Origin of the sequence: Algoriphagus pacificus (genome assembly GCF_017254845.1) — a bacterium.
Classification (GTDB): domain Bacteria; phylum Bacteroidota; class Bacteroidia; order Cytophagales; family Cyclobacteriaceae; genus Algoriphagus; species Algoriphagus pacificus.
The window spans coordinates 1,454,895-1,477,554 of record NZ_JAFKCU010000001.1 but is presented as its reverse complement, the minus strand read 5'-3'; the positions used below and the strand labels follow the sequence as shown (position 1 = coordinate 1,477,554).

Genomic DNA, 22,660 nt, shown 5'->3' with positions numbered 1-22,660 from the left:
TATTAATAAATTAGAACGGGATCACCCCGTAATGGTAGTGCAAATCCCTGTGGACATAAAAAAAGGTGTACGCGCAACTGTTCTACCTAAAGTAAACTGATTTTTTGGGAACGAATTTTTTGCTGCAAATACCATATCCGGAGAATTGACTGGACAATCTTACTGCCAAAAATTTGATATGCCAAACAATCCTTTATTGTTTTTCAAAAAAGATGCACTTTCTTTAATAATTAGATAAAAAATCATGCGATTTATCAATTTTCAGTTTCAATCCAAGGTGTTAATTACAAAACCCCATATAGAATTTGGTTAGAGAAATTAATAAATTGATAATAGATCAAATCCCCAACTTTATGAAAGCTTTTAGAGTAATTCCAATCATTTTTTTGGCAGTTGTGTTAGCTAACTGCAAACCAGTCCAAAAAACAGCTGTCGGTTTTTTAAGCAATAAAACCTGGGTGCTTGAATCAATTGCCGGATCTGGAGACCTTTCAACTGATTTCCAAGAAGAAATTCCTTATTTAACTTTCATGGAAGCAGGAAGACTGTCTGGAGGGAGCGGGTGTAATGTTTTCTCAGGGATTTATAAGCTTGAAGATGCATCCCTAGAACTAGACCCAGGAGCTATGACACAAAAAATTTGCCATGGAGTGAAAGAAGAGCTATTCCTAAACACTTTAAAAGGGGTCACGAAATTCAAAAAATCAGGAGATTGGCTAGTCCTACAAAATGAATCCGGGGATTTAATGAAGTTGAGTCCAAAGGAGTAAATGTTAGAGAAGCTCTTTGATAACTTTTGTCTTTCCTCTGAAAGACACAGAATCCAGCTTTTTCTTACCCAGTAATTCTTGGCCAAGCGGTGAGTTTTTACTCAAGAAGAATACTTTTTTGTCTGCAACTTCTATTTGACCTATGCTGACAGAGATGAAAAGCCAATCTTCACCCCATTGCAACAGGCTTCCTTCAGAGATTTTGGGATGTGACTTTTCGTTTTCAAAGAGATGGGTGATTTCCATCAAAAAAACTTTGTTCTGCTTGAACTGATTTTCGACTTTTCCGATTTCCTGCCGGATCATTTCCCGACCGGTCTCATATTTATCTCCCGCAGAGCTTTTTGTGTCTTCATGTATGCTATGATCCAAGGATTTTAACTCTTCCGCCAAAAGATCATTCCGCTCTTTCAGTAATTTGAATGCGGCTTCGAAAACCTTCCCTTTAAAATCGTCCATTTACTCTATACAAGCTTCTTTGCGTCGGGTATCGATGATGTAAACGATCTTCCATTTCCCTTCGAGTTTCACCAATTGAAATGAATTTACCCCGCAATGGCTGAAGTTACCATTCAGATAAAACTGGTAGGGAGTCCAGGCTGTAGCCATATTCCCATCCACATTGATTTGATAATCTGTAATTCGCTCGTCAAGGCTTGTACCTTCTGGCACTGATCCAATGCTTTTTGCAAAATCAGCAACTGAATTACTCCCGATTGTCGTTCCTTCTGGCTTATCCTGAATCGTCTGCATGATGGCATCAGCAGAAAATGCATTTAAAATTTGCTCCGAATTTTTTGCCCGCATCCCATCAAATAAGGAGATGATCACAGCTTTCACATCCGCTTCTTCGGTCTGTGAAAAGGCACTTATGCAGCAAGAGAAAAGAACAAGGGTTGTTAAAAGGAATTTTATTTTCATAAAATAGACTATACTTCACCGTATAATTTAAAAGTCATATTTCTAAGAGCAGGGGTATTTACAGCATAATGCATTGCCTCAGCAATCTCCTGTGGTCTCACCCATTTGGAGAAATCTGCGTCTGGCATCGATTCCCGGTTTTTAGGCGTGTCAATAATACTTGGCACAAACACATGGGAACGAATGGATGAATCTTTGATTTCTTCACCTAAAATTTCGGTCAGAGTAATCACCAGCTTTTTACTTAATGCATAGGCCAGCACGTCTTTTCCTGCTTCCAGTTCCAAAGCGGGTCTTGCACCTACGAAAAGGAAAGTTCCTTTTTGCTGCTTCTGCATAATTGGCAAGAAGCCCCTGACCAAATGAAATGCGCTAAAAAAGTTTAGCTGAAACATTTTCTGGATATCCTCCTGACTGGTTTTCTCAAAACCACCCATGGCAAAACCTCCAACTAATAAAGCCAAGGCATCCAACTCACCATATTGAAGCTGAAACTCTTTGACGAAATCAGACACTTGTGTTTCGTCTGTTACATCCACTTCATAGCTATCATCAGCTTCTTCTACTACCTCATCAAACTCTGGATGAGTTAACACAATGACATGATATCCTTCTCTTTTAAACTTTTCGACAACTGCTGTCCCCAAATTTCCACTTGCTCCTGTTATTATGATATTTCTACGCATGCTTTTGAAAAATTCTGTCTGAATATCCTTAAAATTACCCTTAATTTTTGAATTAGGCATGAATCACTTAAAAACGAGCATCCAGAGTAAGGAAAGCGTCAAAAGAAGAAATTTTGTTTTCAAACTTTTAATCTTGATCGCACTGGACTACATCTATGTGGGAGACACGATGTTACGCCCATTTCTGGAAACCTACCCAGCAATTAACAACCTGATTCGGGCCTGTGTTTTTTTGCTTAGCGGTAATTTGATCATTTCCCTTGGGAGGTTTGCAGCGTTACGGTTTTATCTCAAAAAGACCAGAGATGAAAAAGTCCAACCGAATTTTGTCATAGGGATTGATAGAATCTCATGGATCCTGAATGTGATCATCCTTTTGATTTCTTTGATGCTAGCCTTGGGTATCCGCCCCTTGGAATTCCTGACCAGTATTACCATTGTCGCAGCAGCTATTGCTGTATTGACCAAGGATTACATCACCAACATTGCCAATGGTTTGATCATCATGTTTTCGGATCAACTGGAGATCGGAGACAAAATACATATTGGTAAAAACACAGGTTTCATCCGAGACATCACTTTGATAAATCTAATTTTGCGCAGCGAAACAGGTGAAATTATCATTGTGCCAAACTCGATGGTTTTGGCAAGTGAGATCGTCAATTATTCTAGAAACAATGCCCATCAGATGATCTTTGATTTCGAAGTCAAGAATGAAAGCAAGCTAGAATTGAATGATTTGGAGAAGAGTCTCAAAGCTCAAATCGAAACTTTTTCGGAAGTAGTCTATCTGAAAGGTGCCCAATTGAATATCTTGGACAGGAAGTCTGAAACAAGTCTCGTCCGCTTCCAATTCCCGATCAAGACGGGAGAAAAAGAGGCAGAAAACAAATTGAAAAAAATCGTAAACCAAGCAATTTTAAACCTCTCCCATGAAGAAAGAGAAGCCTAATTATTTTGAACTAGTTTATCAGGTTGTAAAAGAAATTCCTCCCGGAAGAGCCACCAGCTATGGGGCAATTGCTCATTATTTAGGAATAAAAAGTGGAGCCAGAATGGTAGGCTATGCCATGAATGCAGCTCATACCATGCCAGATGTTCCAGCTCACCGTGTGGTCAATCGTCTTGGATTATTGACAGGCAAGCATCATTTTATTACCCCTACAGCGATGCAGGAAGCATTAGAAAAAGAAGGCATCAAAGTAGAAAATGACCAGATCCAGGATTTTGACAAGGTATTTTGGAATCCTGACCTAGAACTCGCCTTGTGATTATTTTTTGCGGAAAATCCACAAACCAATAAACATCAGGAGACCATTGAGGATCAAAGCTTCGAACCCAAACTTATAACCCCAAAGCCATTTTTCTGAGTTGGATGCTACCAAATAGGTCAAAGAAGGAGCTAAAACAGCAAGGTAAGGCACAACTTTGTCTTTCACTTTCATTTTGGTAAATAAGCCAAAGGAATAAAGACCCAATAAAGGCCCATAGGTATAGCCCGCAATCACAAAAACTGTATTGATGACGCTTTGATCATTCCACCAATGGAAGATCAGGATGACTAAGAACATCAAAAAAGTAAAAGCAATGTGCACCCTCTGTCTCACTTTGACTCGCTGATCGGCCGGGTATTTTCTTTCCAATTCCAAGAAATCGATGCAAAATGAAGTAGTCAAAGCAGTCAAAGTAGAATCTGCACTTGAATAAGCTGCCGCCGTAATCCCCAAAACAAAGACAATTCCAGCAAAAGCAGAAAAATGCTGGGTTGCCAATAAAGGGAAAAGCTCATCAGATCTACCCGGAAGCGGAATTCCTTTAGTCTCTGCAAAAAGATAAAGCATCACCCCTAAACTCAAAAACAAGAGGTTAACGATTACGAGACAAATCGTAAACCAAAACATGTTTTTCTGGGCATCCCCAATATTCTTACAGGTCAAGTTTTTCTGCATCATATCCTGATCCAAGCCAGTCATGACAATGGTAATGAATGCTCCAGAAATAAACTGCTTGAAGAAATTGGTCCCGTCTTTCCAATTCCAATTGAATATTTTGGATCTAGGATCTTCAGAAACAACCTTGAAATAATCACTAATACTGGAAAGTTCTAATTCTCTACCAATCAAAACAATACTGACCACTACGGCAGCTAGCATAAAGAATGTCTGTAAGGTGTCTGTCCAAACCACTGTTTTGATCCCACCTCTAAATGTATAAAGCCAAATCAACCCTACAGTAATTAAAACTGAAACCCAAAAGGGAATGCCGAGTGAATCAAATAGAATCAACTGTAAAACAGAGGCTACTAAGAATACACGAAGGGAAGACCCAACTGTCCTTGAAAGAATAAAGAAAAACGCACCGGTTTTGTAGGACCAAAATCCAAATCTGTCTTCCAAATAGGAGTAGATAGAAACCAGGTTAAGACGATAATAAAGCGGTAAAAGAACTTTGGCAATAGTGAAATAACCCAGCGTATATCCCAAAACAACTTCGAAGTAGAAGAAGTTAGAATTACCTACTTCACCTGGTACAGAAATGAATGTAACGCCTGAAAGTGAGGCTCCTATCATCCCAAAAGCCACTAGGAACCAAGGCGATTGTCTATCCCCTGTAAAAAAGGTTTCGCCGGAAACTTTGCGTGAAGTGAACCATGAAATCAAAAAAAGCAGTAAGAAATAGCAGGAAATTACGACTAGAACTACTTGTGAATTCATAAATGCGGGATGGATTAGCCGCTAAGTTGTCTATTATTATTAATTTTGCAAAATGAATCGATTGAGCATGACTTATCAATATCAAGAAGAAACAGAAGTATTGTTGGAAGAGGTAGTTGACCTAGATTCCTCTGATCTAATTGTTTACAATGACGACGTCAATACTTTCGACCATGTCGCAAACATTTTAGTAAAAGTTTGCAAGCACTCAACTGAGCAGGCAGAACAGTGTACTTTGATTATCCACTTCAAAGGAAAATGTGCTGTAAAAAAAGGGAGCATCGAGGAGCTGAAACCTATGTGTGAAGCTATATTAGATGCCGGAATTCAAGCTGCCATAGTTTAAATAGAATTGAGTGAACATCCCTTCCAAACTTATTGAAGACGCAGTCACCGAAATCTCCAGACTACCTGGGATTGGAAAAAAGACTGCTTTGCGTCTGGCCCTACACTTATTAAAGCAAAATGAAGTTCATACCGAGGCATTAGCTTTGGCACTGACCAGAATGCGTCAAGAAATACAATACTGTAAGACCTGCCATAATATCTCGGATGGGGAAGAATGCAGTATTTGCTCCAGTATGCGAAGGGACAAAACGGTGATTTGTGTGGTAGAGGATATTAGAGACGTATTGGCCATTGAAAACACCAACCAATTTCAGGGATTATACCATGTATTGGGAGGAGTTATTTCTCCTATTCAGGGAATTGGTCCAGAAGAGCTTAAAATTGAATCTCTGATAGAGAGAGCATCTCAGAACTCTGGAGAAGATTCTGTGAAAGAAATCATTTTAGCATTGAGTGCCACGATGGAAGGTGATACTACCTCATTTTATTTAGCAAAAAGGCTAAATGAAAAAGGAATCAAAGTAAGTACGATAGCAAGAGGAATTCCTGTCGGCGGCGAACTCGAATACACGGATGAGGTAACTTTAGGTAGAAGTATTCTGACCCGAATTAATTATTCGTCAGAGTAATTAATTGTTTGCACAGTTAACTGCACTTTCTATATTTGCACTCCATTTGGGGGATTAGCTCAGTTGGCTAGAGCGCTACACTGGCAGTGTAGAGGTCAACGGTTCGAATCCGTTATTCTCCACGTAAAAGCTTCACAGAAATGTGAGGCTTTTTTGTTTTCTACCTTAAAAACTTTCTTTGGTCAACGGTTCGTCCCGATAGCTATCGCGGACCGTTATTCTCCACGTAAAAGCTTCACAGAAATGTGAGGCTTTTTTGTTTTCTACCTTAAAAACTTTCTTTGGTCAACGGTTCGTCCCGATAGCTATCGTGGACCGTTATTCTCCACTTAAGTGCTTCACAGAAATGTGAGGCTTTTTTTATTCCTCAGGATTGATTTCTAAAAAAAATATAGGAATTCCCTGATTTTCAGAATCTGAGAAAATGATTTTTGTTGCATTTATTTTATTTCTTGCGTCCTAATAGCAATGAAAACAAATCATAAAACTCCGCTGAATCATTGGTTCCTCCTTTTGATTTATTTGCCTTTATTTCCTCTAATGACTACTTCCTGTCAAGGAGAATCTCCTTGTACGGACTACCAACTTGGAAATCCAGCTGAAATAGATTTCAAAAGCACAATCAATTTTTGCACAGAACCAATTTCGATTACTTTTTCTAAAATCCTCGGGGATTCAAGATGTCCTGAAAATGTCCAATGTATTTGGCAAGGAGTTGTAGAATTGGAAGTAGTTATTGCAGTTAACGGAACTGAAGAAAAATTTTCTTTAAGCAGTTACCCTCCTTTCAACAATATCCCTTCAGAAGTTTCATTTATGGGATATCTTTTCAAACTAGTGGATGTTACGCCTTATCCAAATACCACAAAATCCTACACAGAAAAAGATTATACTGTAATTCTACAGGTTGATAAGGAAGAAGAGTAATTGTATCTTGTCTAAAAAATCAGCTATGATTCGAAGACAATTCGCCTTTTTTTTCCTGTTATTTTTTTCCATTTCACTCCTATCCTCTTGCTCCTGCAATCCTGAAAATATTGCAAAATTTGCGATGAAAGGTATGGAAAGTATGATGGGAGAAGGTTTTATGCCTTCGGAGGAGATCCGTGCACTAGGAGATTTTAGAGGGATGAGTGTAGCGTTGAATAGTTCCACTGTAGATGACCATACTGAATCAACTATTTTTCTTAAATTAGAAAATGGCGACCCGGTAAAACTTGGAAATCAACCGGAAATTCTAGCAAGAAAATGTGCTGAAATCTATTTGGCTGACTTTGAAAATTCTGAAAATTACCGTGAAATCACCGTTCAGTTTATTCAAACTGACCCCAATAATCCAGAAAATATGGCCATGCAAGAATATACGTTCGAAACTAAAGACTTTTAACTTAATCTACCCCCACTATGGAAATGCCACCTGAATACAAAAAACCACCCATGACTCTGGGAGATTGGATTATTGCAGTGGTCATCAAAAGACTTCCTTTGATTGGTTTTATCATGCTCATAGTTTGGGCAGTGGATACTAATACAGATCCAGATAAAGCGAATTGGGCAAAAGCTGAGTTGATCGTGAGACTTATTATTTTTGCTTCAGTAATAATATTCATAGCAATAATTGGCTTTAGTTTTTTCACCAATTTTGCGGATGAAATAGACTGGTCAGAATTCGATTAATTAAATCGAGCTGGAATGAGAGCGACAAAAAAATTGATCATTTGTCCTTCTAAGTTCTATTAGACCAATTAAATACGACAATAAGCAAATGAAAATAAAAGCTTTCTGTTCGGACATTGACGGCACCCTCCTCAATTCTGAACGTGATTTATCTGCTCGACTCAAACGAGTAGTCAGTACTTTCCCTGTGGATTTTCCAGTTATTTTGGCCAGTTCCAGAATGCCGAATGCGATGAGACATTTGGTCCAAGACCTAGGTAAAATTAACCAACCTCTTATTGCCTACAACGGTGGTTTCGTTTTAGGAGGAAATGGTGAAGTTCTGGATTCTGTTAGCATTCCATTGCAACTCGTTTCAAAAATTCTTTCGCTTACAAAAAATACCGAAATCCATGTGAGTCTATACCAAGGAGAAGATTGGTATGAAGAAAAAGATGATTACTGGTCCCAAAGGGAAATAAGAAACACCAAAACCTTTTGTACTTGGCTTCCAAGTTCCGAGGTATTATCCCTTTGGTCCAAAGATAACTCTGGCGCGCACAAAGTTATGTGCATGGGAGAATCTCAGGAAATCTCCTGGCTTTTCGGGGAACTCCATTTTGAGCATGCCAAAGACCTCCACCTCTATCGATCCAATGATAACTATCTTGAAATCGCCCCAAAAGCTATTTCGAAAGCCACGGGTTTAAAGAGAATTCTGGATCATTCATTTGATTTCGGTATGGAATCAGTGGTCGCATTTGGAGACAATTACAATGATATCGACCTCTTGCAATCCGTAGGTTTGGGTGTGGCAGTTGCCAACGCTAGGCCAGAAGTGAAAGCAGTTGCAAAGGAAATTACCTTGACAAATAAGGAAGATGGAGTGGCTGTAACTTTGGAGAAATTGTTCCTATAAAATCCCAGATCCATCCTCCACATCTTCAACTGCTTTGGTCAAAAAATCCTGAAAAGGACGCATCGTACGGAATCCAGATAGCGCCAGCTGAATAAATTGGCCGCTTTCTATTTCCTTATCTTTCAATGCTGTCGTAACAGTAAAGCTTTTCAGTTTGAGGTATTCAATGTATTCATGGTCTGCTTCAAAATCCCTTGGGCTGGTTTTGAGCTTTTCACCTTGGATTTCACCAAAAGTCTTTTTAAAATCTTTCTCATCTTCAATTTTCTTCAACTCCCCGCCTGAATAATCAATTTCCTTCCTGTTCTTTTTCAAGGTTTCCCCTTGAGGCATCCAGATTCCACCTCCGATAAATGACTGTCCCAGCTGAACATGTAGGTAATATCCAGGACCTTCGGATTTCTTTCCTTTCGGTGAAAAATATGCTGCAAAATTGGTTTTGTAGGGGTCTTTGTTTGCGGAGAATCTCACATCTCTATTTTGGCGAAACACACAGTCTTTTGGCTTAAAGGCCTCAAAAGCCGGCTCCCATTCTGCTAATCCTTTTAAAATAACACCGACATCCTCCAGAAACTCTTCCTTACATTCCAAATACCATTTTTTATTGGCATCCATCCATTCTTTATGATTGTTTTCGGCTAGCTCAGAGAGAAATTTCAGGTAAGGTCTCATTCAGAATACTGTTAATGTTGAATTTTGATAACTGTAAGAAAAAGATTTTGGTTTAAATGAAGTCAACCAATCCCTCCAATTTCATCCCTCTGCTTCCTTTGATCAGGATGAGATAATCTTCCAAATTGCTATCCTGAAGCCAGTTTCTAAAGGAAAAAGGATCAGGAAAATACAAGGCTTTAGGCGCTTTGGTCAAAGCTGAGGCAATCAGCTTTCCGGTGAAACAAACTTTATCAATTTCGTACTCGCTGACTATTTCTCCCAACTTGGCATGCTCAGCCTCCGCATGATCTCCCAATTCGAACATATCCCCTAAAATGATCATTTTATGCTTTTTGCCAGTCATATTTCCGAAAGTCCGGATAGCGACTTCCATGCTGGATGGATTGGCATTGTAGGCATCTAAAATTATCAGGTTGCTGCGCTTTTCAATCAACTGAGAACGCATATTGGATGGCTTGTAGGAAACGACAGCTTGGACAGCGTCAGCCATAGAAACACCAAAGAATTTTCCCACTGTCAAAGCTGTTGCAATGTTTCCAAAATTGTAGGCTCCTATCAAGGAACTTAAATAGACTTCTTCTTTCCCTTCAATCGAAAACTTGACAAATGGGTTTGCTTCCACAAAATCAACTTGGCAAAAATCTCCTTTGGCTGGATACAGAACCGGATTTTCAAATCGTTTGGCCAAATTGGATAAAATCGGATCCTGAGAATTGATGAAAACTGTTCCTTTGTTTTCTCTGAGATGCTGGAAAAGTTCAGTCTTGGTTTTTAAAACCCCTTCAGGCCCTCCCATTCCTTCCAAATGTGCTTTCCCAATATTTGTGATAAAGCCATGTGTTGGTTCGGCGATTTCACACAATTCCTGAATATCACCCTGCTTATTTGCTCCCATTTCCACAATTGCCAACTCCGCCTCATCTGAGATAGAAAGCAAAGTCAAGGGAACTCCTATATGGTTGTTCAAATTCCCGACAGTCGCAACCGTCTTAAATTTCCTTTGTAAAACAGCATTAAGCAATTCCTTGGAAGTAGTTTTACCATTTGAACCTGTCAGTCCAATGATCGGAATATCCAATTTCCTACGATGATAATTAGCTAAGACCTGAAGCATTTTCAGGCAATCTTTCGCCAGAAAATAGCGTTCATCATCCTCTATAAAATACTGGGGATCATCGATCACTACCAATGAAGCCCCCATTTCCAATGCCTTAGGCGCAAATTCATTGGCATCAAAATTTGGCCCTTTCAAGGCAAAAAAGAGGTTTCCTTTTTCAATTTTGCGGGTATCGGTGCTGACTCCTGTACTTTTCTTAAAAAGATCGTAGAGAATGGAAATATTCATTTTGAAAGAATTTTACTCCCAAAATAAACGAATCATTCACATCTTTGAGGTGATACATCCGTATTAATTTTAGATTTCTCAAACTGATTTATGCGAATATTTTTACTTCTCTTTTTATTTCTATTCTCAATTCACGCATATTCTCAAGAAGTCTACACTTTTTCAGACACACCTCCGGTGGAAACACAGGGTAATGTGCTCTCCTCTCCTTTTTCAGGAGGAATCAATTCAGCTCAAATCCAAAACATCGATCTAGATGGAGATCAAATCGAGGAATGGGTTATTTGGGACATCAATTCCAGACAATTGCAGGTTTACAAAAAGGATGGAGAAGTATTTACTCATTTGCCTGAGCTCTCTTACTTTTTCCCCGAAGAAATTGCTGGCTTTTTGGTATTAAAAGACTTTGATCAAGATGGTCGAAAGGACCTGTTTACTTCCACAGCTTTGGGAATCAAAGTTTTCAAAAACACTTCAACTGGAAACCAGATTTCATGGGAAGTTGCCCAAAACTTCCTGAAAATTGATGGCTCTGGTAACATCCAAGCCAATAATCTAGATACACCTTTGATTCAGGACTTAGATGGTGACGGGGATTTGGACTTGGTGATTTTCAATTTTGCTTCTGGTGATTATCTGGAATTTTATGAAAACACAAGCATAGACAGAACAGGCAATCCCGATGTAGACGGTTTTGCTTTTCCGGTTGCTCATTGGGGAAATTTTGAGTTTTGTGGCTGCGGTGAAATCAGTGTTGGACGAACCTGTAGCGGCATTGATCTAAGAATCGCAATCGATGAAAACGCCAAAATTCAACACAGTGGCGGCCATAGCATATTATATCAAGACTTTGATCAAGATGGGATTCCTGACTTATTGCTTGGCAGAGATGAGTGTGCAAGGCTTTATTTTTTACCCAACAAAGGAACAACTGAACAACCTATTTTCTCTGAAATATCAAGTGAATTACCGGAGTTTGGAGTACTTCCAGAGTTCCCGATTTTTCACACTGCTCAAGAAATCAATGGAGATTTAATCATTGGATTAAACACAAATGAAACTGCAGCTACTTATGGGGTTGATTTTGAAAATTCCATAGTCAAGTTCGAAAAATCAGGACAAATCACTTCTCCTTTCCTTCAAAATCAAATGATTGATTTAGGAGAAAACAGCAGACCTCTATTTATTGGAAATAAAAATGAAGGTTCTATTTTCATTCTCTCCAACAAGCTGATTGATGGCCAAATCAGAGGTAAACAATCGTTTTTTCATTTGGAAGATGGTACTTTCCTAGAGACCGAAGTGCTCAATTCTCTGTTGGATGCACTGAACCTCACAGATGCCCAAAACATTTTATTCACAGATAAACAAGGGGATTTTCATGACATCATTTCAGGGATTTCTACAACCAATGGAATTCCTTCCCAAAAGTTATTTGAGCTAAACGACTTAAAAACTGAATATCTCCCAATCAGTTTTTCAGGCTATAATCCCAGCCGAGGGGACTTTCTCCAATTTTTCAATTACGAATCAAAAGACTTGATGCTCGTGGCTGCTCAAAACGGAAGTTTGGATTTGTATGAGCTTGATTTTACCACAATGAATTCAACACTAATCGAAGAGGATTTTTTAGGTTTTGTGGACAATCCAGCCAATAGAAATCTATCAGTGGCTGTCTACAACAAACCAAAACCAGATCTATTTGCAGTGGATCAGCTAGGGAAACTTATAAAGATTTCTGATTTCATGAATTCGAACACGAGATCAGAAATTTTGGTCGAAATCGGAAACCAAAATCTACCAACTCGCTTGGGTAGAAATACCTGGATCACTGTGGTCCGACCTGTTTTTGAAGGCACACCTGATTTGATTTTGGGTACAAGAGCCGGAGGATTGATTTATTTGAAATCTAAAAGTTCTGAAAATCCTGGTGGTGAAGGAGAATTTAAAATCAGGGTCTATCCAAACCCTAGCGATGGTCCGATTAAAATAATTTCTAACCTTCCTGCGACTGGTCGGTTGGTGAATTCCATGGGTCAGGTTTTACTGGAAAACATTCAAATTGAGGCGAATAAGGAACTTGAAATCCAAGCTGGCTTTTTCCCTCCTGCCCTTTATATTCTTCAATTGGAAGTAAATGGAAAATTCTCAGCTTCCAGAAAAATCTGGCTCCAGTAAAACCCTGAAGCTTTGTTGATTGGATAATATGAGCTAGCTTAATGCAGCATATAAAACCAACCCATGAAGCAATTATACTTTTATTTACTCAGCTGTTTACTATTAATCAGTTGCTCTTCGGACAAATCCGAACCAGCAGATTTAGTCTTTTTAAACGGAAGCATTTACACCGTTGATGAATCCAATCCACAAGTTGAAGCGGTGGCAGTTAAAGACGGGATGATTTTGGCCGTAGGAAGTTCTGAAGAAATGGGAGACTACATTTCTGATCAAACTCAGGTGGTTGACCTTTTGGGAAAGACAATGACTCCAGGACTTATCGAATCCCACGCGCACTTGATGGGGATAGGCTATAACAAACTGGAACTGGATCTGATGTATGTAAAAACATATGATGAACTGGTCGAAAAAGTTGCTGAAGCTGTGGCCAAGGCAAAGCCGGGAGATTGGATCACAGGTAGAGGATGGCATCAGGATAAATGGATCGAGAAGCCAGAAAAAATGGTCAAAGGTTTCCAAACCAACGATCAATTAAACGAGGTTTCTCCAAACAATCCGGTTTTCCTGAGACATGCCTCTGGCCATGCGACTTTTGCGAATGATAAAGCCTTGGAAATGGCAGGAATCACAAATCTTACTGGAGAGCGTCCTGGAGAAGTTGAAGGTGGCGAAATCATTTTAGACGAATTAGGAAATCCAACTGGAGTTTTGACGGAAAGAGCCTCAGGACTTGTTCAAAGGTTAGTTCCTCAAGAGACTCCAGAAAGAGCAGCTCAAGCTTTGACTTTGGCACTTCAGGAATTGGCAGAAAAAGGAATTACAAGCTTCCACGATGCTGGAAGTGGTCAAGAAACCATTGATTTGCTGCTGAAATTTAAGAAAGAAGGAAAACTGACCTCAAGACATTACATGATGTTAGCTGGAAGTAATCCAGAGCTGTTAGAGAATTGGTACAAAAAAGGGCCGATGATTGACAGTGTGGATCATCTTTTCACGGTTAGATCCATCAAATTATTTTGTGATGGGGCATTAGGGTCCAGAGGAGCTTGGTTATTGGAGGAATATTCGGATAGACCGGGTCACTTTGGCCATGAAACACTGCCTATGGAAGTGGTAGGACAGGTTTCTGAAAAAGCCATTCCTGCAGGATTTCAGGTTTGTTCGCATGCCATAGGAGATCGTGCCAACCGGGAAGTTTTGGATCAATACGAAACCGCATTTTCAAAATTCCCTGATGCCAAAGATCTCAGATTCCGAATTGAACATGCACAGCATATCGATCTGGAAGACATTCCGAGATTTGGAGAAATGGGAGTCATCGCGGCCATGCAGGCAATCCATTTGAGTTCGGATAGACCTTGGGCCATTGATCGGCTAGGAGAAAAGCGAATTGTGGATGGCGCCTATGTTTGGCAAAAATTGATGCAAAGTGGAGCTGTAGTCGCAAACGGAACTGATGCACCAGTGGAGCCAGTTGATCCAATTCCTTCGTTTTTTGCTTCTGTGAGCAGACAAACCTTGGAAGGAACTCCTGATGGAGGCTATGAAGCAAGTCAAAAAATGACCCGTATGGAAGCTTTGAAATCCTATACTTTAGATGGTGCTTATGCTGAATTTGAAGAAAATTACAAAGGCTCGATCGAAGTAGGAAAAGCAGCTGATTTCACTGTTTTCGATAAAAACATCATGGAAATCCCAGAATCCGAAATCTTGGAAAGCAAGGTAATGATGACTGTGGTGGGCGGAAAAATTGTCTTCCAGAAATCAGAATGATAATAACTGAAAATTGAAATAAAACCTTGAACCTGCTTTTTACGAAGCAGGTTTTTTTATCAAAATTTTGGAATACCAACAAAGTAAAGGTCAAAACCTCCTAGTCCTCCGGGTCTGTTTGAGGAAAAAATCATTACTCTATTTGAGAATTCCGGGTGATCAGAAACCACTGGACGGTATTCATCAAATTCTGAATTGACTTTCGGACCAAAGTTCTCCGGCTCAGTCCATCCATCAGCAGTCTTCAATGAATAGTAGAGGTCAAATCCACCCAAACCACCTGGGCGATCTGAAGAAAACACCAAGATATCTCCATAGACAAAAGGCATATGCTCATTGGCTGTGGTGTTAATAGATAGTTTTTTGATATTCTTTTCGGTTTCACCAATCAACAACTCTATTGGATTAGAATTAGCAGGAATATCCACTTCATATATATCGAATGTTCCATCTTTATCCGAGGTGAATAGCATTTTCTCCACTTTCCCCTGACTTTCAACTCCTGCTCCTTTCAAAAAATCCTTACCATAAAAGCTGGGATACATTTCATTGGAGAAATCATCCAAAACCCTAAAACTTATATTCCCTTTAACCTCAGAAATATTTGACGATTCGGGCTCCAAATGAATTGAATATATACCAGTTTCATTATCCCTACTAAAAAGTAAAAACTTGTCATTATTACTATCTGAAAAGCTATATGGTCCCTTTTCATTAAAAGTAGACTCCGTTTTTTTTACCCAATCTCTTATACTAGTATCAAAAGATGTGTTCCCTTTATTTACGCTTAAAATCCCTTCAGATTTATCCCAATAAAACACTAGACTCGACTCAACAAGGTTATAATGGTTAGGTTGAGAGCCTATTCTATTTGATGAAAAAATAAGATTAACCTCATGGTTAATTGTCGGGATATCAGAATTCATATCGTCAGAAGATGAATTTACCACTGACAAATTCACTGCTTCTTCAGGAAAGATACCGACTGGATATTTTTTTTGATTACAAGAAAATAGAATTACCTCAAGAAATAAGACTAAGTAAAAGCCTTTCATAGATTCTTGATATTTGAGAAGTCCAAAATTTCGCTTGATTAACATAAAAAATAGGGATGAGTAGAGTTCTAAATGCTAATTTAAAACTAATGAATTATTCAACTAAATCAAGTCAGATTTATCCATAATTGAAATCCCTTTACCCATTTATATATTTCAAATCCAAAAAACCTTAAGAATTGCCTCCCATCCACTGGCAAACTCATTACTTCCCATTTTTTCCCTATTTTCACTATTTCAATATAAATCCAATCCCATGAGAAAAATTTTATCAATTTTTTGGGTGCTGGCATTTCTAGCTATTAGCACCCATGCCCAAGACTTAAAGCCCATTACTTGGCAAGATATTCCAACCTGGAAATACATGAATGGAGGCAGCTTTGAAGTTTCTCCTGACGGTCAATGGATGGCTTATACCATTGTACAGTTGGAAGGAGATGGAGAGCTCATTGTTCAAAAAGTGAATGATCCAGAAAGTAAAAAAACCTACAAAATTGGAGGTGTAACTGGGCAACAAGTGGCTTTTAGCAAAGACTCCAAGTGGATTGCTTTCAAAGAAGACCCATCATTTGACGAAAAAAAGAAAAACGAAAAGTCAAAAGGGAAACCACTCCATGACAAACTTCATTTAGTCAAATTGGGATCTGACGAGAAAAAGACCTTCGAAAAAGTTAGCACTTTCTCTTTCAATAATGATGCATCATCTGTTCTAGCTATCAACCTTCCAAAAGATGGAAATGGTGAAGGAAAGGGCTCCGATTTATTGATTTATAACTTGAATTCTGAGAAGGCTTTAACCTTGGGTAATGTCTTGGAATTTTCCTTTAACAAGCCAGGAACCCACTTGGCCTACACTGTAGATGCTGCCAATAAATCCGGAAACGGTATTTACTTGTTCAATCTTGCTAACAATAGCACAACTGTCTTGGAAAATGACAAGGCTAGCTACAAATCGCTGAGTTGGACAGAAAAAGGAGATGCTTTTGCCGCTTTGAAAATGGTGGAAGATAAAAAATACAAGCAAGACCAAGGGAAGGTCATCGGGGTGAAAAACCTGGCCGCACCGCAAGTAACGCTTTATGATCCTAATAAAGATTCAACGGGTTTTGACCAGGATTATACCATCAGCCCTAACAGAAGACCGATGTGGTCTGAAGATTTAACCAGACTTTTTTATGGCATTCACCCATTGGTTTTAGCTAAAAAAGAGGAAGCCAAAAAAGAAGTGGACAAGGATTCAGTTGCAAAAGCAGAGGCAGAGGCAATGAAAAAAATCATGGCTGATACTTCGATCCATACAATCAAAGATCTACAAAAAGCGATTTCCAAACTTGATACCACTAAGACTGCTCCTAAAAAAGGAGATGCTGACAAACCTGATATGACCATTTGGCATTGGAATGACAGCAGATTGCAATCTCGTCAGCAGGTATTGGAAAACATGGACAAGAACTACAGTTTTTGGGCTATGTACGATGTGGCAGCAGGAAAGCATATCGCACTTCAGGACAGTTCTATGAAGGATCTTAGCATCCTTCCAAAAGAAAAATATGCTGTGGGATCCGATCTTCAGAAATATGAATTGGACATCAATTTGGATGGTCAGAATTATCGTGACTTCTATTTGGTAGATTTAAAAACTGGAGAAAAAACTACGCTTTTCACCAATTTCTATCTTCCGAGCTTCTCTTCCTATCCTCGACCTTCTCCTGATGGAACAAAATTGAATTATGGATACGATGGCAATTATTACATCTATGACATTGCCAGCGGCGAAGAGAAAAATTTAACAGCAGGTCTTCCTGTCTCTTTTGTGGATACCGAGGATGATCACAATGTCAAAAAGCCTCTGGAAAGCTTCTTAGGCTGGTCATCTAATAGCGATTATGTATTTATCAGTGATGGTTGGGACATCTGGCAAGTACCGGTAGCTGATGGGAAAGAAAAGGCAATTAACCTGACTCAAGATGGAAGAGCCGAAAAAATCAGATACCAGTACAGATTCTCTTTAGACAGAGAGGAAAAAGGTATTGATGTAAGCAAGCCACAATACTTCAGAATCTATGGAGAATGGACCAAGAAAATCGGAATTGCTAAAATCAATCCTGCTAAAAAGAATGGACTTGCTGCCGGAACCGAAAAATTGGTTTGGGAAGATGCATCCATCGGATCTCTTCAAAAGGCTGAAAATGCACCGGTTTATTTCTACAGCAAAGAGACTTACAATGAGCCAACTCAGTTTTATGTAGCTGATGCTTCACTTGCTTCAGCTAAAAAAGTCACTGAAAACGCTCCGGATGCTTCTAAATATTCTTGGTCAGCAGGTACAAGATTAGTGGATTATGTTTCTGACAAAGGAGACACTTTGCAAGGTGCTTTGTTCCTTCCTGCTGGATATGTGGAAGGCAAAAAGTATCCGACAGTCGTTTATTACTATGAAAAGTTATCCCAAACCAGACACAACTGGTCCAATCCAGGCTACAGTGGCACGGGATGGAATCCTAATGTTTACACGAGCAATGGCTTTGCAGTATTTATTCCAGACATCGTTTACAAAATGGATGATCCGGGTATGTCTGCGGTTTGGTGTGTGATCCCTGGGGTGAAAGCTGCCATAGCAACTGGAGTAATCGATGAAAACAACATTGGTATTCATGGACACTCTTGGGGTGGTTATCAAACTGCATTCTTGATTACTCAAACAGATATGTTTAAAGCGGCTGCGGCTGGAGCACCATTGACCAATATGATCTCGATGTATGATTTGATCTACTGGAATTCCGGTGGAGGAAACATGTCAATTTTCGAAGCTTCTCAGGGTAGATTCACTGGAGGTCCATGGGAAAACTGGGACTCTTACGAGCGAAACAGCCCAGTTTACCACGTAAAAAATGTAACTACTCCTCTCTTGATGCTTCATAACGACAAGGATGGAGCGGTAGATTTCACTCAGGGAATTGAGTATTATTCAGCTTTGAGAAGATTGAAGAAGCCAGTAGTATTGGTTCAATACAAAGGTGAAAACCATGGTCTTGGCAAGTTAGAAAACCGAAAAGATTACAGTGTAAGAATGATGGAATTTTTCAACCATCACCTGAAAGGAGAAGAAGCTCCTGATTGGTTGTCCAAAGGAATCAACAAATTGGATTTAGATGAACATCTCGAAAAGAGAGCATTTTAATAAAAAAGGAGTCCAGATCGGACTCCTTTTTTTATGAATCAGTTTGCCAATCCAAGAGCATTCATTTACTTTATTTCCTATTCCATAGGGAACCTCAACTTATTACATTTCGCCCAATTAAATCTCGATGGCCTCACATCAATCCCCCTATTCCAAATTAAACTCGATTTGCTATTCAGAAACTGACCCGAATTATCACGAGCATTTTGAAAAATACCTTTATGATCAGCCATTTGATGTAGTTTGGAATACTTACGTGACAATTGATCCGGCAAAAGCCTGGGCAGGTAAGATGATCCATTTCAACCAACTTTATTCCAGATCTACAGGAGAAGAAGTGTTTCCTGGACAAGAATACAAGGATGGAATGGGAGTTGGACAAGTGATCATTTTGAACCTCCACGTATTTAATGGGGCAGTGAAATTGACGGTTGGGCATGAAGTCATGGAAGTCGATAAAGCGAAAAAATTGATCCGGATTTGCTATCTGGAAAACTCCAAATCAGAAGGCAGTCAGTTCATCACTTTCAAGACCTTGGAAAATGGCAAAACGGAAGTTTCCCATAAAACTTTTTATCGAAGCGGTTCCTGGTTTCGAGACAAAATCATTTATCCCTATTTCCACACGAAGGCCATCAATGAGTTTCATGAAAATGTCAGAAATGCCATTCCAAAATTGACCTAGAAAATCATTCAAATACCAAATCCCAGAACTAACAAGGGAACCAAATCACCGTGGTTCCTTTTTTCATGGACTCATCTTTGTAAATTATAGAAAGATAATCTCAGGATACTGAAACCATTTTTCTATGAAAGAAGCAAAAAAACAGACTTTTGATGCCATTATTATCGGTTCAGGTCAAGCCGGAAATCCACTTGCTTTTGCCCTAGCAGGCCAGAAAATGAATGTAGCAATGATAGAAAAAGGGAAATTCGGAGGTACCTGCGTCAACACTGGTTGCACTCCAACCAAAGCTTATGTGGCAAGTGCGAGACGAGCTTGGGAAATAAGAAATGCCTCAGACCTGGGAATCCCCAACCCCAAATTGGAGAAAGTTGATCTTCGGAAAGTAAAAGAGCGAAAGGATAAAATAGTAGCAGGATCTCATGATGGCTTGGTGGATGGACTCCGAAAAGAAAGCCGGATTACCACTTTTCAGGCAAAAGGATTTTTCATAGATGAGAAGACTGTTCAAGCTGGATCTTCCATCCTCACTGCTCCCAATATCTTCATCAATGTGGGAACAAGGCCTCGGATTCCTCAAGGCTTCGAAGAAGTCGAGTATCTGACCAATGAAAGTATTCTAGAACTAGAAGAATTACCCGACCATTTGTTGATTGTGGGAGGGAGCTACATAGGGTTGGAATTTGCTCAGATTTTCCGAAGGCTAGGAAGCAAAGTCACGATAATTGAAATGAGCGGTCGATTGATCTCGAAGGAAGATCCTGATATCTCTGTTAGAATCCGCGAGATATTGGAATCAGAAGGAATCAAAGTGTTGTGCAATTCCCATTGCCTCGAAGGAAAAAATAATCCTAAAGGAGGAGTCACAGTTCTGATGAACTGCGGAGGTGAACAGAAACAGGCATCCGGTTCTCATTTACTTTTGGCAACAGGCAGACAGTCAAATGTTGATTTGATCAATGCTCCTGCAGCTGGTCTCAAAGTAGATGTAAAGGGATTTGTACAAGTAAACGATACCCTGGAAACAAATGTAAAAGGAATCTATGCTTTGGGAGATTGCAATGGGAAAGGAGCTTTTACCCACACTTCTTACAATGATTTTGAAGTCTTGAAAAATCAGCTTTTTGGAGATAAAAAACGAAAAGTAAGCGATCGAATTCTCAATTATGCTTTGTATACCGATCCTCCTTTAGGAAGAGCAGGAATGACCTTAGCTCAGGCCAAGAAATCCGAAAAGAAAATACTCTTTGCAGAAATGGAAATGTCACAAATCAATCGAGCTCGAGAGAAAGGTGAAACCAAGGGAAAAATGCAAGTAATCGTGGATCAAGAGACAGAACAAATCCTAGGGGTAGCGGTTTTGGGAATAGGTGGAGATGAAATTATTGGAATTTTCCTGACAGCCATGTATGGTAAATTAAGCTATAAGACTTTGATGAATTCTATCCAAACTCATCCAACCGTCACAGAATTGATTCCTACCCTTCTTCAACAATTAAAACCCTTAAATGCCTCATCATGAAAAAGTCTCATAAACTATATGCTATTCTGAATTTAGTGGTATTGCTTTTTGTCATTTTCTGGAATTATTCAGCAGGAGTTAATGGGTTGAACGGAAATACGGTTGGCTCATTAAGTGCTAAATATCAAAACCTCTTTACACCTGCCAGCTATGCTTTTTCGATTTGGGGAATCATTTTCTTATCACTTTTTGCCCAGGCAATTTTCTTCGTTTCCAGAGCTTTTAGCAGCAGCAAAGATTCCGATTTTCTATCCCAAGTTGGACCATATTTAATCCTAGCAAACATTGGCAATGGCTTATGGATTTACATGTGGCTGATGGAATATACCGGCATCAGTGTAGTCGTCATGCTGGGTATTCTTGCCTCGCTTTTAATTGTGGTTTTAAATACCAATATGGAAAGATGGCATGCGCCAAGACCCATCATTTTCTGGCTTTGGTGGCCAATTTGCATTTATAGCGGTTGGATCGCTGTCGCAACGATTGCAAATATCTCTGCCTATCTCGCTAAAATCGGTTGGACTGGTCCATTCAATGAAGTTACCTGGACTATGATCATGATTGCTATTGGAGCTGTGGTAAATCTCTTTATGATCCAGACTCGAAACATGCGTGAGTTTGCCATGGTAGGAGTTTGGGCCTTTATCGCTATTGCTGTTAGACATTGGGAAAGTATCCCAGAGATCCAGTGGACAGCTGCTATTGCAGCGCTTGTTCTATTTGTTGCTGCAAGTATCCATGGATACAAAAACAGAGCAACAGCGCCATTCAAACTTAAATAAACTAGATCGGAAGAGTTTTTGAAATCAGTTACCTCACGGAAATCATAAAATCTAAAGTTTAGGAAATCAAAATCCCAGAATGCTAAGTTCTGGGATTTCATTTTTTAATCCTCACTTACATTTAGATAAGTATATCCCATTTGATCTAAGGTGATAAAAGTAGTCTTCGCAGAAACTGCCATCTTCACCATGGGCGTTATTTTATCTGCTTTTAGATTATTGAACCCCATACTTTGCCCGCAGACATAGAACTTCACCCCTACATTCTCCAAAGCTTGAATAGCTGCTAAATTCGGATTCGTTTGACTGTATTTTTCCTGATAGTTTTCCTCTTTTAAAATTGCCTGAACCAATCCTCCATGAATCACTGCCGCAATCTTTATCTTTTCCGGAGGAACCCCATTTGCGATGTGCAGATTGTACGTTCTAGCCACTTCCAAGAAAGCTGATTGAATAGCGGTAGAATCTTTGACCCGGCCATAAAGATCAATTGCGATTTTATACTCCAAATCTGGATCATAAGTCATTTCCGGATTCTCAACTGGCATCACACCAACCCAAGGATGAAAATCCAATACTGGATAAGTAATATTCTCTTTGATGTGTGGAGGCAATTCTCCTTGCGCCAAGCAGGTCATATTGATGACCATGAATACAAATAGCAGTGGGGCAAAAATCTTTTTCATAAAAATTTGATTAGAAGGTTTTTAGGAAATTAATCATAAAAAAATTCAATTCAACTTTTCCTGCTTTTTACCCTAGAAAAATCTCTTTCAACCAGTATTTAAAAGCAAAAAAATAATTCTTAACTCTTTGAATTT

23 protein-coding genes and 1 tRNA gene are annotated in these 22,660 nt (G+C 39.3%); 16 read left to right on the top strand and 8 right to left on the bottom strand.

The genetic code is table 11. The features are described 5' to 3' along the window. Positions 1–353: 353 nt before the first annotated feature. Entirely contained in the window at positions 354–770 is a 417-nt protein-coding gene (locus J0A69_RS06330) for an META domain-containing protein (RefSeq protein ID WP_206585672.1), read from the top strand. A gap of 3 nt (positions 771–773) precedes the next feature. Here the strand turns inward: J0A69_RS06330 and J0A69_RS06325 are convergent, their stop codons facing one another. Genes J0A69_RS06325 through J0A69_RS06315 form a run of 3 tightly spaced genes read right to left on the bottom strand, consistent with a single transcriptional unit; the run spans position 774 to position 2,377 of the window. Further along, a complete protein-coding gene (locus J0A69_RS06325; protein ID WP_206585671.1) occupies positions 774–1,229 on the bottom strand; it encodes a hypothetical protein in 456 nt (151 codons plus the stop codon). Next, positions 1,230–1,691, bottom strand: coding sequence for a nuclear transport factor 2 family protein (locus J0A69_RS06320; protein WP_206585670.1), 462 nt, complete (start codon positions 1,689–1,691; stop codon positions 1,230–1,232). A gap of 8 nt (positions 1,692–1,699) precedes the next feature. After that, complete coding sequence (locus J0A69_RS06315; RefSeq protein ID WP_206585669.1) at positions 1,700–2,377, bottom strand: SDR family NAD(P)-dependent oxidoreductase; 678 nt, start codon at positions 2,375–2,377, stop codon at positions 1,700–1,702. A 58-nt stretch (positions 2,378–2,435) separates the two neighbouring features. On the opposite strand from J0A69_RS06315, the gene J0A69_RS06310 reads away from it, so the two are divergent. Both J0A69_RS06310 and J0A69_RS06305 read left to right on the top strand, forming a co-directional pair. Then, positions 2,436–3,329, top strand: a complete 894-nt coding sequence (locus J0A69_RS06310) for a mechanosensitive ion channel family protein (protein ID WP_206585668.1) — start codon at positions 2,436–2,438, stop codon at positions 3,327–3,329. Beyond that, entirely contained in the window at positions 3,310–3,648 is a 339-nt protein-coding gene (locus J0A69_RS06305; RefSeq protein WP_206585667.1) for an MGMT family protein, read from the top strand. Before J0A69_RS06310 ends, J0A69_RS06305 begins: the two co-directional genes overlap by 20 nt. Here the strand turns inward: J0A69_RS06305 and J0A69_RS06300 are convergent, their stop codons facing one another. Continuing rightward, a complete protein-coding gene (locus J0A69_RS06300; RefSeq protein WP_206585666.1) occupies positions 3,649–5,091 on the bottom strand; it encodes a sodium:solute symporter in 1,443 nt (480 codons plus the stop codon). It lies immediately after the preceding gene. 52 nt (positions 5,092–5,143) lie between these two features. On the opposite strand from J0A69_RS06300, the gene J0A69_RS06295 reads away from it, so the two are divergent. The 7 genes from J0A69_RS06295 (at position 5,144) to J0A69_RS06265 (ending at position 8,643) form a co-directional block, all read left to right on the top strand. Beyond that, a complete protein-coding gene (locus tag J0A69_RS06295; RefSeq protein ID WP_236032671.1) occupies positions 5,144–5,437 on the top strand; it encodes an ATP-dependent Clp protease adaptor ClpS in 294 nt (97 codons plus the stop codon). A 10-nt stretch (positions 5,438–5,447) separates the two neighbouring features. Next, positions 5,448–6,068 (top strand): recombination mediator RecR, encoded by a 621-nt coding sequence (gene recR, locus J0A69_RS06290; protein ID WP_206585665.1) that lies wholly within the window; start codon positions 5,448–5,450, stop codon positions 6,066–6,068. A 48-nt stretch (positions 6,069–6,116) separates the two neighbouring features. Next, positions 6,117–6,190: transfer RNA gene (locus J0A69_RS06285), tRNA-Ala, on the top strand. A 346-nt stretch (positions 6,191–6,536) separates the two neighbouring features. After that, positions 6,537–6,995, top strand: a complete 459-nt coding sequence (locus J0A69_RS06280) for a hypothetical protein (protein WP_206585664.1) — start codon at positions 6,537–6,539, stop codon at positions 6,993–6,995. Positions 6,996–7,119: 124 nt separating this feature from the next. Then, complete coding sequence (locus J0A69_RS06275; RefSeq protein ID WP_206585663.1) at positions 7,120–7,455, top strand: hypothetical protein; 336 nt, start codon at positions 7,120–7,122, stop codon at positions 7,453–7,455. A gap of 17 nt (positions 7,456–7,472) precedes the next feature. Further along, positions 7,473–7,745 (top strand): hypothetical protein, encoded by a 273-nt coding sequence (locus tag J0A69_RS06270; RefSeq protein WP_206585662.1) that lies wholly within the window; start codon positions 7,473–7,475, stop codon positions 7,743–7,745. An 88-nt stretch (positions 7,746–7,833) separates the two neighbouring features. Next, complete coding sequence (locus J0A69_RS06265; RefSeq protein ID WP_206585661.1) at positions 7,834–8,643, top strand: Cof-type HAD-IIB family hydrolase; 810 nt, start codon at positions 7,834–7,836, stop codon at positions 8,641–8,643. Here the strand turns inward: J0A69_RS06265 and J0A69_RS06260 are convergent. Continuing rightward, on the bottom strand, positions 8,638–9,315 hold the full coding sequence (locus tag J0A69_RS06260; RefSeq protein ID WP_206585660.1) for a DUF2461 domain-containing protein: 678 nt from the start codon (positions 9,313–9,315) through the stop codon (positions 8,638–8,640). The two genes, J0A69_RS06265 and J0A69_RS06260, sit on opposite strands and share 6 nt — an antisense overlap. 52 nt (positions 9,316–9,367) lie before the next feature. Beyond that, the gene (locus J0A69_RS06255) at positions 9,368–10,663 is read right to left on the bottom strand and encodes a UDP-N-acetylmuramoyl-tripeptide--D-alanyl-D-alanine ligase (protein ID WP_206585659.1); all 1,296 of its coding nucleotides are present in this window, start codon (positions 10,661–10,663) and stop codon (positions 9,368–9,370) included. A gap of 90 nt (positions 10,664–10,753) precedes the next feature. On the opposite strand from J0A69_RS06255, the gene J0A69_RS06250 reads away from it, so the two are divergent. Next, positions 10,754–12,841: a T9SS type A sorting domain-containing protein gene (locus tag J0A69_RS06250; protein ID WP_206585658.1), complete on the top strand. Its 2,088-nt coding sequence runs from the start codon at positions 10,754–10,756 to the stop codon at positions 12,839–12,841. Positions 12,842–12,904: 63 nt separating this feature from the next. Next, a complete protein-coding gene (locus tag J0A69_RS06245; protein WP_206585657.1) occupies positions 12,905–14,614 on the top strand; it encodes an amidohydrolase in 1,710 nt (569 codons plus the stop codon). Between the two features lie 59 nt (positions 14,615–14,673). Here J0A69_RS06245 and J0A69_RS06240 read toward each other — a convergent pair whose 3' ends face one another. Further along, a complete protein-coding gene (locus J0A69_RS06240; RefSeq protein ID WP_206585656.1) occupies positions 14,674–15,669 on the bottom strand; it encodes a TolB-like translocation protein in 996 nt (331 codons plus the stop codon). A gap of 256 nt (positions 15,670–15,925) precedes the next feature. Here J0A69_RS06240 and J0A69_RS06235 point away from each other — a divergent pair, with 256 nt between their 5' ends. The 4 genes from J0A69_RS06235 to J0A69_RS06220 all read left to right on the top strand — a co-directional run bounded on the left by J0A69_RS06235 (position 15,926) and on the right by J0A69_RS06220 (position 21,839). After that, on the top strand, positions 15,926–18,850 hold the full coding sequence (locus tag J0A69_RS06235) for a S9 family peptidase (RefSeq protein WP_206585655.1): 2,925 nt from the start codon (positions 15,926–15,928) through the stop codon (positions 18,848–18,850). Between the two features lie 127 nt (positions 18,851–18,977). Next, positions 18,978–19,535, top strand: coding sequence for a hypothetical protein (locus J0A69_RS06230; protein ID WP_206585654.1), 558 nt, complete (start codon positions 18,978–18,980; stop codon positions 19,533–19,535). A 124-nt stretch (positions 19,536–19,659) separates the two neighbouring features. After that, positions 19,660–21,057 carry a mercuric reductase gene (locus J0A69_RS06225; RefSeq protein WP_206585653.1) on the top strand — a complete coding sequence of 466 codons (1,398 nt, stop codon included), beginning with the start codon at positions 19,660–19,662 and terminating at the stop codon, positions 21,055–21,057. Further along, positions 21,054–21,839 carry a hypothetical protein gene (locus J0A69_RS06220; protein WP_206585652.1) on the top strand — a complete coding sequence of 262 codons (786 nt, stop codon included), beginning with the start codon at positions 21,054–21,056 and terminating at the stop codon, positions 21,837–21,839. Before J0A69_RS06225 ends, J0A69_RS06220 begins: the two co-directional genes overlap by 4 nt. A 104-nt stretch (positions 21,840–21,943) precedes the next feature. Here J0A69_RS06220 and J0A69_RS06215 read toward each other — a convergent pair whose 3' ends face one another. Beyond that, positions 21,944–22,525, bottom strand: coding sequence for a DsrE family protein (locus J0A69_RS06215; protein ID WP_206585651.1), 582 nt, complete (start codon positions 22,523–22,525; stop codon positions 21,944–21,946). Positions 22,526–22,660: the final 135 nt, after the last annotated feature.

Coding starts and splice junctions, on each gene's coding strand:
- J0A69_RS06330 (WP_206585672.1), top strand. CDS start 354: ATGAAAGCTTTTAGAGTAATTCCAATCATTTTTTTGGCAGTTGTGTTA.
- J0A69_RS06325 (WP_206585671.1), bottom strand. CDS start 1,229: ATGGACGATTTTAAAGGGAAGGTTTTCGAAGCCGCATTCAAATTACTG.
- J0A69_RS06320 (WP_206585670.1), bottom strand. CDS start 1,691: ATGAAAATAAAATTCCTTTTAACAACCCTTGTTCTTTTCTCTTGCTGC.
- J0A69_RS06315 (WP_206585669.1), bottom strand. CDS start 2,377: ATGCGTAGAAATATCATAATAACAGGAGCAAGTGGAAATTTGGGGACA.
- J0A69_RS06310 (WP_206585668.1), top strand. CDS start 2,436: ATGAATCACTTAAAAACGAGCATCCAGAGTAAGGAAAGCGTCAAAAGA.
- J0A69_RS06305 (WP_206585667.1), top strand. CDS start 3,310: ATGAAGAAAGAGAAGCCTAATTATTTTGAACTAGTTTATCAGGTTGTA.
- J0A69_RS06300 (WP_206585666.1), bottom strand. CDS start 5,091: ATGAATTCACAAGTAGTTCTAGTCGTAATTTCCTGCTATTTCTTACTG.
- J0A69_RS06295 (WP_236032671.1), top strand. CDS start 5,144: ATGAATCGATTGAGCATGACTTATCAATATCAAGAAGAAACAGAAGTA.
- J0A69_RS06280 (WP_206585664.1), top strand. CDS start 6,537: ATGAAAACAAATCATAAAACTCCGCTGAATCATTGGTTCCTCCTTTTG.
- J0A69_RS06275 (WP_206585663.1), top strand. CDS start 7,120: ATGAAAGGTATGGAAAGTATGATGGGAGAAGGTTTTATGCCTTCGGAG.
- J0A69_RS06270 (WP_206585662.1), top strand. CDS start 7,473: ATGGAAATGCCACCTGAATACAAAAAACCACCCATGACTCTGGGAGAT.
- J0A69_RS06265 (WP_206585661.1), top strand. CDS start 7,834: ATGAAAATAAAAGCTTTCTGTTCGGACATTGACGGCACCCTCCTCAAT.
- J0A69_RS06260 (WP_206585660.1), bottom strand. CDS start 9,315: ATGAGACCTTACCTGAAATTTCTCTCTGAGCTAGCCGAAAACAATCAT.
- J0A69_RS06255 (WP_206585659.1), bottom strand. CDS start 10,663: ATGAATATTTCCATTCTCTACGATCTTTTTAAGAAAAGTACAGGAGTC.
- J0A69_RS06250 (WP_206585658.1), top strand. CDS start 10,754: ATGCGAATATTTTTACTTCTCTTTTTATTTCTATTCTCAATTCACGCA.
- J0A69_RS06245 (WP_206585657.1), top strand. CDS start 12,905: ATGAAGCAATTATACTTTTATTTACTCAGCTGTTTACTATTAATCAGT.
- J0A69_RS06240 (WP_206585656.1), bottom strand. CDS start 15,669: ATGAAAGGCTTTTACTTAGTCTTATTTCTTGAGGTAATTCTATTTTCT.
- J0A69_RS06235 (WP_206585655.1), top strand. CDS start 15,926: ATGAGAAAAATTTTATCAATTTTTTGGGTGCTGGCATTTCTAGCTATT.
- J0A69_RS06230 (WP_206585654.1), top strand. CDS start 18,978: ATGGCCTCACATCAATCCCCCTATTCCAAATTAAACTCGATTTGCTAT.
- J0A69_RS06225 (WP_206585653.1), top strand. CDS start 19,660: ATGAAAGAAGCAAAAAAACAGACTTTTGATGCCATTATTATCGGTTCA.
- J0A69_RS06220 (WP_206585652.1), top strand. CDS start 21,054: ATGAAAAAGTCTCATAAACTATATGCTATTCTGAATTTAGTGGTATTG.
- J0A69_RS06215 (WP_206585651.1), bottom strand. CDS start 22,525: ATGAAAAAGATTTTTGCCCCACTGCTATTTGTATTCATGGTCATCAAT.